The 9,973-nt window shown below is 54.3% G+C and carries 7 protein-coding genes and 1 pseudogene; 5 read left to right on the top strand and 3 right to left on the bottom strand.

Going from position 1 to position 9,973, the window contains the following annotated elements; translation table 11 throughout:
* Positions 1-375: pseudogene (locus RMSM_RS04410) on the bottom strand (serine/threonine protein kinase); the annotation flags it as partial.
* A gap of 553 nt (positions 376-928) precedes the next feature.
* Between RMSM_RS04410 and RMSM_RS04405 the strand changes: the two are divergent.
* Positions 929-2,893, top strand: a complete 1,965-nt coding sequence (locus RMSM_RS04405) for a TolC family protein (RefSeq protein ID WP_040764076.1) — start codon at positions 929-931, stop codon at positions 2,891-2,893.
* A 90-nt stretch (positions 2,894-2,983) separates the two neighbouring features.
* Here the strand turns inward: RMSM_RS04405 and RMSM_RS04400 are convergent, their stop codons facing one another.
* Positions 2,984-5,443 carry an efflux RND transporter periplasmic adaptor subunit gene (locus RMSM_RS04400; RefSeq protein WP_008692152.1) on the bottom strand — a complete coding sequence of 820 codons (2,460 nt, stop codon included), beginning with the start codon at positions 5,441-5,443 and terminating at the stop codon, positions 2,984-2,986.
* Between the two features lie 54 nt (positions 5,444-5,497).
* Positions 5,498-5,959, bottom strand: coding sequence for a hypothetical protein (locus RMSM_RS04395; protein WP_008692151.1), 462 nt, complete (start codon positions 5,957-5,959; stop codon positions 5,498-5,500).
* A gap of 996 nt (positions 5,960-6,955) precedes the next feature.
* Between RMSM_RS04395 and RMSM_RS36395 the strand changes: the two genes are divergently transcribed.
* From RMSM_RS36395 to RMSM_RS04375, 4 genes are all read left to right on the top strand, one after another.
* Positions 6,956-7,789, top strand: a complete 834-nt coding sequence (locus RMSM_RS36395) for a TIGR04282 family arsenosugar biosynthesis glycosyltransferase (RefSeq protein ID WP_008692150.1) — start codon at positions 6,956-6,958, stop codon at positions 7,787-7,789.
* Positions 7,786-8,925, top strand: coding sequence for an NAD(P)/FAD-dependent oxidoreductase (locus RMSM_RS04380; RefSeq protein WP_008692148.1), 1,140 nt, complete (start codon positions 7,786-7,788; stop codon positions 8,923-8,925). Before RMSM_RS36395 ends, RMSM_RS04380 begins: the two co-directional genes overlap by 4 nt.
* Before the next feature lie 75 nt (positions 8,926-9,000).
* Positions 9,001-9,159: an FAD-dependent oxidoreductase gene (locus RMSM_RS39555; protein WP_008692147.1), complete on the top strand. Its 159-nt coding sequence runs from the start codon at positions 9,001-9,003 to the stop codon at positions 9,157-9,159.
* 16 nt (positions 9,160-9,175) lie between these two features.
* On the top strand, positions 9,176-9,676 hold the full coding sequence (locus tag RMSM_RS04375) for a hypothetical protein (RefSeq protein WP_008692145.1): 501 nt from the start codon (positions 9,176-9,178) through the stop codon (positions 9,674-9,676).
* The last annotated feature ends 297 nt before the right edge of the window (positions 9,677-9,973 follow it).

Below are 9,973 nucleotides of genomic sequence, written 5' to 3'. Positions count from 1 at the left end.
TTCGAGCTGGAATCTGGCCAAGTAGGTGGCGTCGTTGACGCGTTTCTTGGGTAACACCTTAATGGCTCGTTTGTCGCCCAAACGCATGTGCTCGGCAAGATAAACACTGCTCATCCCACCCGAACCGATGTGGCCGAGCAGCTTGTATTTGCCAAGAAAGAAACCCTTGTATTTCCCGACCAGCAACTTATCGAGATGCCACTGCGTCAATAGTCCCTGGCGGCGGAACAGGGCCGCCAGTTTATTGGCGTCCGAGGGGAGTTGGCCTTCACACTTGGCGCGCACCTTCTCTAACAAGCGTTTCAGGGTCGCTTGCTCGACTAGACCACTTTTCTCGACCATCTCGAGAAATTTTTCCGTGGAAATCTTGGACATGCCGTCCCGATGTTTCCTTGAAGGTTGTCAATTGCACGCGCGAAGAAGCATAACAATTTCTGGATCACGTGAATAACCTTATCCTAGCCGAAATTCTACATTACGCGAATTTTTCACTCGATGAAATCAACCGGCCCCCAAGTCTGTATACTTTGCCGGTGAATCGATTCCAGCTCCCGCTGTTCCTATTCTGCCACCAGAGCCCCCCGCCGATTCCGAGTACGCGCCCCCGGCCACATTGACACCAAAACGCCTTATTTCCAGGCGGGTAAGCAGGAATGATGGGGCCAAATCCCATCGGATGTATGGGTGCTACCCCCAAAGATCGCGTTTGGGGACTATTCTGCCTACCTGCTTATCGCTGGCACACACCCATCAGGGTAGATGCCGACCAACCCGAGTGAAATTAGGCAAGGGGGCAAGGATATCCCGCTGCGACCTCGGTAAATCTCGTAAAAAGCGGCTTAATCGCTAGCACCAGCACTTGCTTCTACTCGAAACAAAAAGATGCCACGGATTATTGAGTCTGCGATTCTCACTTCAGCTTAACGCCATGCTCCGCCCCAACGCCCCATTCATGCTGATGCTGGTCATCATCGTCTCGGGCTGTCATTGGACGGATCGCTGGGCTAAACGTCGCGACCAAACGAGCATGCACTATGTATTGAGCTCGAACCAAGCGTTAGATAGCCAAACGGTTCAATCGACGCCCTTACCGGAGCCTCCCGTCCAGCTGGCCTCGGCCAACACGACAACAAAAGACGTCGCGCCGGAGATGTCGGCAACCGCGAGCGAGTCGCCGTCGGCAGAAATTTCGCTGGGAACAACGCCCCAGAACGGATTGAGCCCCAAAAACGAGACGAGCCCGGGGGAGACGAGCCAGGGGGACCAGGAATCCCCATCGGCCATCGCCGCCGACCGGGAACTGTCGCTACACGAAGCCATTGAAACCAGTTTGCAGCAATCGCGAATCGCCCGCGTTGCCGACGCAGGGCAGGTCACCGCTTCGGGAACCACCTTTTATGACGTCGAGGCGTCCGAAGCACGGATGCAAGCCGCCCTGGCTGCCTTTGACAGCCAATTTGAATCGCAATTTTATAGCAACGAATTCAATAATCCTCCGAATGCCTTTTTCGGCCCGGGTTTGACGGAACCGCTTCAACGAGATGAACGGGCGCTAACCGCATCGCTAACCAAACCGCTCCGCAATGGCGGTAGCGTTCAGGCAGCCTACAATCCCAATCCCGGTTATCTATTCCTACCTGATTCGACCTCATCGGGTTTCAATCCGACATACGCAAGCGAGTTGGCATTGTCGCTTCGCCAACCGCTGCTTCGAGGTGCGGGGACTCAGGTCAATATGGCGCCGATCCAGATCGCAAGGATCGAGATGGAACAATCCGCCTGGGATTTCAAAGGCTCGCTGATGGAGTCGGTACGCAGTGTCACCGAAGCGTTCTGGGACCTGTATCAAGCTCAAGTCGCCGTCGAAGAATATCGCAAAGTCATCCCGATCCTCGAAGAGATCGTGCGGATTCAACGAGAATCGCTGGCAGCCAAGTTGGTCATCCAAGCCGACGTCGCCAAAGCACGCGCCCAGCTTCACGAGTATCAACAAGAGTACATTCGGCTACAGTCCGAACGGGTGTCGAGAGAACTGCGTTTGCGCAACCTATTGAAGCTGTCGCCCGGCGCCGGTGGCACCCTCGTCGCGATCACCGAGCCAACCGACCAAAAAATCCAAGTCGATCCGCAGGGCGCCTATTTCCAGGCGATCGATAACCGCCCCGACGTGGTACAGCGTCGACTCGAAATCGGTCTGCGGCGACTCGAACTTTTGGTCCGCAACAATCAGCGCAAACCCAATCTCGATTTCACTGCCTTGTACCGGATGAACGGTTTGGGCGAAAACCTAGGCGACGCGATCGAACAAATGGCCACCGCCGATTTTTCCGACCTCCAGCTTGGCATCACGATGTCGATGCCAGTGGGATTGCGGCAAGCCAAAGCGTTGGCTCAAGAAGCACGTGTAAACTTGGTGCGAGACAGCGAGTTGCTGCAGCAGCAAATCTTCTCGGTCTCGCACGAAATCAGCGAATCGGCACAACGAATCGAGTACGCGTACCAAGAATACGAACAAGCAAAATTACAACTCGAAGCGGCCGATGAGTGGGCGCGCGGCGCGAAATTACGTTATCAGAACCCGGCCCCCGATTCGGGCGACAACAATTGGATGTTGCCTTATCTGGATGACTACTATCGCGCGATTCGCTCGCGTACCGATGCGGCAATTGCTGTCGCGGGAACGCTCACGAACTATAACTTCGAGATCGTGCAATTTGAAGAAATCAAAGGTACGCTGCTCGACTTTTTCGCGATCTACTATCTGGGTGACCCTTGCCGCCAATCGATTGCATTGCCCAAAGATGCCGAGCCCGTGATCATGAGTCCACTTCATCGTGATCTTTGGACCAATGATGAGTTCGAAAGCTTTGTCGAAACCGCGACGCAGCATTAAGCCATCACGAGGCAGTGACAATGGTACACGGGCACACGATTTAAAACCGATGGACGATTTGACCACCGAGACGCCCCCCTTTACGCCACGTCACCACATGAATTCACTTCGGACCAAACGTGCGCCGGCTTGAAACAGCAAGATTCCGAGCGGTTGCCGTTCGGACCGAATGCGTCCAAAGCCAGTCATCCCGGTCCGTAGCGTTGCCTCGCGATTATCCACCACACAATAAACGGTCACGGTACGAGGTGCATTGGGAATCGCCGATTGAGCTGCCGGAGCGATACGATCGACGGTCGCGGGGATGCTGGTAAACGGCAGCGAACGAGGCTTCAACGTGATCGGATGCCCCGCGACCAAGACGCGAGCATCCTTTTCCGAAACGGATATCTCCGCTTCAAGCTGCTGCAGGTCCTCGATCACGCACAAGGGCATCCCACGTTCGACGAACACACCGATTTTTTCTTTGAACCGTGGGGTAATGATCGTGCCGCCGACGGGACATTTCACCAACTGTTGTGATTGCTGATGCAGCAGATGCTTTAGTTCTTCGTTGAGCCGCTGCAACCGAGCCTTTTCGGCATCAATGTCTTCACGCCGTGAACCAGCTTCCAACAACGTCAGCGCGCCGACCGCATCCGCCAGCGCCTTTTCGCGTCGTGCCAATTCACCTTCGAAACGGATCACTCCCTCTGCCTCGCGAGCTCGCATTTCTGCAACGGCTCGGTTTGCATCGAGAACCGCATCTTGGTGGTTCTTTTGATGCGTCAGCAATTGTTGTCCGGCCAATCCACCTCGATCGTGCAGCGATTGCATCTGAGCAAGAATTTCGCTGCGATACTCGACTTGCGCTTTGGCACGCTGGACCGACAACTCCAACGCAGCCAACTCTTGGACCAAACTGAGCCGCGCACGTTGGAGGTCGCTTTCGGCCAACTGTTTCCAATGCGTCGCGCGCTGAATCCGCTCTTTTTGTTCGTTGATTTCCTCAACCCGAGGCCCACAGTTCAGACGCCGTAAGAGCGCTTCGGATTCCGCGATTTCCGATTTCTTGCGAGCGATATTGCTGGTTAACTCAGGCACCTCGATCATCGCCAGCTGCGAATCAGCCGCCACCAAATCGCCTTCGTCTGCGTTGATCTCGCGCAAGAAGCCGGCGATCGGCGCCCGCACCTCGCGACGAACCACCGGGCGAACATGGAATTCACCGCCAGCACGATCGTGAATGGGAATGGCCAGGATGCCGACTAAGACTGCTAGCCCCAAGAAAACGCGGAGTTTACGTAAACGAAACATCGTACTGAAATTCTCTCCGAGTGTTCCTTTGAAATAGTTTTTCGTTGTCAACGAAAAGAAACCAAACGCGGCCATGACACCGCCAATCCCCATCATCGATTGCAAATACACCGATGCTTGGAAACTCATCAGCCCCAAAAGCCCCACGGTGAATACCCAATTTCCGGCTCCATACAACATCAACATCGTATGCTCGGAACTCGGCTCTGGTTTTTCACCGCCCCATAGAAACCACCGTGAATATCCCACAAAACGCTTCCGAGCTCGGCGACGCAAATTGTGAGTATGCAGCAGATCGCAAAGTGCATAATAACCATCCAAACGCATCAATGGGTTTAAATTAAATGCAACTCGCAATCCGCACGTCGACACGATCACCCACGCCGCAAAGTTCAATGCGGACTGCGGCGTTGTCACCCGCCAAACCGCTACCGCGACAATCCACACCCAAAAGTCGACATACGTTCCTGCCATGCTGATCAGCAATCGCTGCCAACGACTCGGTAACAACCACGCGTCCGAGACGTTGCAGTAAAAACAGGGAGTAAAAAAGATCGACAAGGCCCCCATCTCGTGGACATCACCTCCGTAACGCTTGCAGGCCAATCCATGACCAAATTCATGACAGATGGTGATCAAAATCGTAGTGCTCCACGCCACGACAAAGGCTTGCCAGCCGAAGTTGGCCGCAAATTGTTGGACGAACAAATCGCGTTGTATCCACACGGTTCCCAAAGCGATCATCCCGCAGCACACTGCCGCGACGAACAGCGTTGGACTGAACAACAATCGCGTCTTCGGCTCTAACCAATTCAGCGTTTGGTTGGGATCATAAAGTTTGACTCGGAAAAAGAGCAAACTCTGCTTCTTGGCTGCCTTGACACATTGGCGATAGAGTTCCCGGAGCGTTTTCGGCGTATCTTGCTCGGACCGGGATTCCCGGGATGAAGTGCTGTGAAGCAACCCTTCGCTTTTGGCCAACGCGATAAAGTCACCAAATTCATCGAGCGAGATTGGCTCGTGAAAGTTGGTTTCAAAACGCAACGCCATTTCGCCATACGTCGTCCGGCCATCGAGCATCGATAACAGGAATGATTCCTGCGGCCCCAAACGCATGTAACGATTTTTGCGCCGATTCTTGATCACCCGGATCCCGTCCTGGTCCGGTGTCGACATGCGTATATCGTCACTCAGAGACGGTGGAATCTCGGTAGCGACAGGGGTTTCGGTAGCGACAGGGGTTTCGGTAGACATGAGGCGGAACTGACACCGAGCTTATCGACAGTGGCATTCGGGCCAAGCAAATCATCAATCGAGAACGGGAACTTTGGCACCAACGAGATGCTCCGGAGTCGACCCTTTGGGCGATCGGATTAGGGTCGCGATACTCTCTTCCTCGCTTAACACGTAAACATAAAACGGCATCTTGTCCTGGCGACAACGACTGGCGCGATGATGACCATCAATCAATCGGTGCGCGTGAACGAGGGTCCCATCCTCGGCCGGGTAGTATAAATGAGCCACAATACCGGGGATACTCGGATCGACGTGAGCTAGATGCCCTTCGTTGATTTCCACCCGGTCAACCGAATAGTTAACGTCCTCCGGTTCAAGCTCGATCGACTCGCGACCGTCACTGACAAACGCTCTCGCCATATCGATGTCAAAGACGTAGTTCTTTTTGAAGCAGTAAAACGCTTCGCCTTCGCGAGTACAGCGTGAGCACTCTTCCGATTTCCGCTGCTTGTTTTTTTTCTTCTTGTGGCCCATCGTCCGCTCACCGCTCAAGAATTAAGTGAAACGCGATCCATGCAAATGAAAGATCATTCTCTATTGAACACAAACAGGGTGGACGAAGCAAATGTGACATAAACTCCGTCCCCCTGCTGAAATGCTCAGGTCCGTCGCCTGCAGACAACAAACCGTTTAGACAGCCAGGCTCAAAGACAAGCGACTCAGGGACACTTGAGCACGGGTGCTCGACGCACTCATGCTCGTCTCCAGAACCATCTCTCGGCTTTTACTTGCTGCCGCTCTTGCTACCGCTCTTCGACTTGGATTTGCTCTTGGACTTAGACTTGCTCTTCGACTTGCTCTTGGACTTCGACTTGGACTTCGACTTGGACTTCGACTTGGACTTCGACTTGCTCTTCGATTTGGACTTACTCTTCGACTTACTCTTCGACTTGGACTTCGACTTACTCTTCGACTTGGATTTGCTCTTCGACTTCGAGCCACTTTTGCTTCCCGAGCCACTCTTGCTTCCCGAGCCACTCTTGCTCCCGGACCCTCCGCCGTACGACATCTTGCTGGGGGCGATTCGTTCTTCAAGACGTTCCAGTTTGAACTTTTTCATTCTCTCAACTCTCATGACTAGAAGGGGGAATTCCTGAGCACTTGATGAAGATTCATCAGATGAAGATTCATCGAGAAAACTCATTAAGAAAAACGAGTCTCCACCTGCAGGGGGGTTCAGTCAGCTCAAAAATCGGAAAATTCTTAGAAGCCGTTAAACACACCCTAACCAGTACAGTCTGCACATTTACGGACAACAAAGTGCCATAAAGCGAACACCTCCTTACTGGAACCGGAAGGCACCGAGGGACCGCTGTTATTTTCGCCGCAATTTTTCTCAATGTTCTCGCGAACAACGCCCCTCCATCCGGCGAAGCAGATTGTCTCTTCGTAACCCGTTCAGCCATGAGAGTTTCAAAGCAGCGGTGCGGGGGCAGATGGGCTGAGTACCGCTGCCCCTGGTTCAATCGGGTGCTCGCTATCTATATCCTGTTCGACGACACCACCAACGTCTCTACCGCCGTCTCCTTCGAAAACGCCGACATGCCACACCCCTCATCCGATTTAACCTTGGGGATCATGGCCAAATACTGGACCGTCGGGAAAGTAAAGACGCGTTTGGGTCATTCCATCGGCATGAACGCGGCAGCCGAGATACACCGCGAATTTGTACTGCGTTTGTGCAGACAATTAGCCGCGGTGCAAAGTCGCCGCGTCCTTGCGATTGCTCCCGATTCCGACGGGGCACGTCTCCGCGAGCAACCGGAATTAGCCGCCTGGGAGATCATCCCGCAGGGCGACGGTGATTTGGGAGACCGAATGTCGCGATTCTTTCAGACCCAGCTCGGCTTTCAATCACAACGGAGCGTTGAATCACAACGGGACACCTCCTCACGCGAAACGCCTGCATCCCGCGTTATTTTGATTGGCGCTGACTGCCCCCTGCTTGGCGAATCAGACATCGCCAATGCGGCACAGCAACTCGAAACTCATGATATCGTCCTGGGGCCCGCGATCGATGGCGGCTACTACCTGATCGGGTTTCGAGGCCCTTGGTCGGATCGATTCGGGCGTCTATTTCACGAGATGCCCTGGAGTTCAAGCGATGTGTTCGCAATCACAAAACAACGAGCCGAGGAGACACAATTATCGCTGGCGGTGCTTCCCGAAAATGAAGATATTGATACGATCGAATGTCTCGATCGTCTACGCGATCATTTAAACCAATCCCGATTAGAAAACCGATCGCTTGCCGAGTTTGCAGATCGGATCGACACCATTTTGAGCCATAATCCAGCGTCATGATGCCTACCACCGCAACCATCGTCGGCGGCGGTGCGATCGGACTCAGCCTTGCCTGGGAACTTTCCCAACGCGGCATCCAACCCCGTGTGCTCGAACAGGGACAAATCGCCAAGAGCACCTCTACGATCGCCGGTGGTATTCTGCCGCCCGCCAATTTTGATCTGGCCACCGATCCAATGGACCAGCTCCGTGGGCTCAGCCATCGATTGTTTCCCGAGTGGTCGGGGCGACTAGAACAAACAACCGGAATTGACGTCGGACTGCGTCGCTGTGGTGGCTGGTACCTGGCCAATTCAGCGGGTGAAAAAGCGGTGATGCTTGGAATGTCCGATTATTGGAGCGAGATGCATATCCAGTGCGAACGTACCACGATGGATGTGTTGCAGTCGCGTGAACCCGCGCTCGCCCGTTGGCTTTCGCAACATCCTGATGCCCAGCCATGGTGGGTGCCCGACGAATACCAAATCGACTCGCCGCGTTACCTCGACGCATTACACCAAGCTTGTCTTGCCGCCGGAGTCACGATATCGCAGCAAACCGCGGTACTTGATATTCGCCACCACCACGCCTCGGCAGCAGTGCAAACCACCACGGGCTGGATCGAAAGTGACATGGTGATCGTGTGTGGTGGATCTTGGACGGGTTTGGTATCGCCCGAATTGCGATTGACGCACAGTTTGATTCCGATTCGAGGTCAAATTCTAGTCGTTAAATCGGAGCGTCCTCTGCTTCGTTCGGTAATCAATATCGGTAATCGTTACGTGCTGTGCCGCGACGACGGCCGGACGCTGATCGGATCGTGCGAAGAAGAGGTCGGCTTTGACAAATCGACGACCGAGGAAATGATCGAAACGCTTCGCCAATTCGCCATCGATTTGGTCCCCGAGCTTCGCTCGGCCGTGACGGTCCAAAAGTGTGCCGGACTTCGACCGTTGACGTTCGATGGGTTTCCGATGATCGGCCGCGTCCCCGAGAAGCCTCATTTGTATGTTGCCTCGGGCCATTACCGAAGCGGCATCCATTTCTCGCCCGCCACCGCGGTCTGTCTTGCCGACTTGATCACCGGTCAAACGCCCCCGATCGACCTCGAACCCTTCCGAGTCGGCAAACAGCAAAAAAAGTGCCCGACACCTTAAAGTCAAAATTGGCAAACCCTCAAACCACCCTGTACCCCAAAGGTGCCCGACACCTTTTTCAATTGAGATTTATATATGAACTCTGAAATCGCGACTCTCGATCCGCCTGGCAGTATTGCAATTGTTGGGGCGGGACCGCTCGGCGTCGAAGCGGCGCTGTACGGCCGATTCCTTGGCTATAACGTGAGCTTGATCGAAGCGCGGGGTAGGACATTCGCAACGCGTTCACTATGAATCGCCGCTGCCGATCATGCCGCACGAGTGTCTGTCGCCGCTGGCAGTTTCTGCTCTGCACGCGCAAGACCCCGAACTGCTTCCTCAAACGTTGCCCATGACGTACCAGGATTGGGTCGAAAAAGCATTGAAGGGAATCGTCGCAGGAGACTTGCTCGAAGGCCGTCTTCGCTGTCCATCGCGCGTGACGAAGATCTCGACCGTACCGGTCGAACTCGACGAAGAGGACGCTGAAGACGACGATCCGATCCCTCCCGATTTCCGACTGGAATTGACCAGCGTCTATGGACAGGCCGATCCGCTCGATTCCGAGGCCGTGATCCTGGCGATTGGCGATTCGGATGAGATTCCGTTGGATTTCTCGCTTCCGGCAGACTACTTCTTCCGTATCGGCCAATCGTCCACGGGCGATCTTGCCGAAGACCTAAAACAGGGGCGCCAAGAAATTGTCGCCTTGTTCGCAGGGCTTGCTGGTCGCGAAACGCTGGACCTGTATCGGCCTCGACGCAGCGAATAAAACGTTCGATCTTGACGAGCGACTCGCGGAACACCGCTACTCCGAACGGTTATCCCAAAGCCGATGGCGTGCGGTGGTCGGATAAAACGTTCCGGCTGTGACGATAAAGCCGATTAAGTCAACATGTTGCCTATAACGCTCACCGGAACGAGCTGTTTCTTTTTTGCAACTGACGTCTTGTTGCCACAACGTGATCTAGCTTTCTACAGACTCACGTCGAGTCACATTGTCCTATGTGGGCGTGACCAATCCGAACGGGGAACCCATCCATGATCAAGTTGACGCGACTTGACGGCG

It is taken from the genome of Rhodopirellula maiorica SM1, assembly GCF_000346295.1.
Lineage (GTDB): Bacteria > Planctomycetota > Planctomycetia > Pirellulales > Pirellulaceae > Novipirellula > Novipirellula maiorica.
Note: the sequence above shows the minus strand (reverse complement) of the source record. Positions and strands in the feature narration are given on the sequence as shown.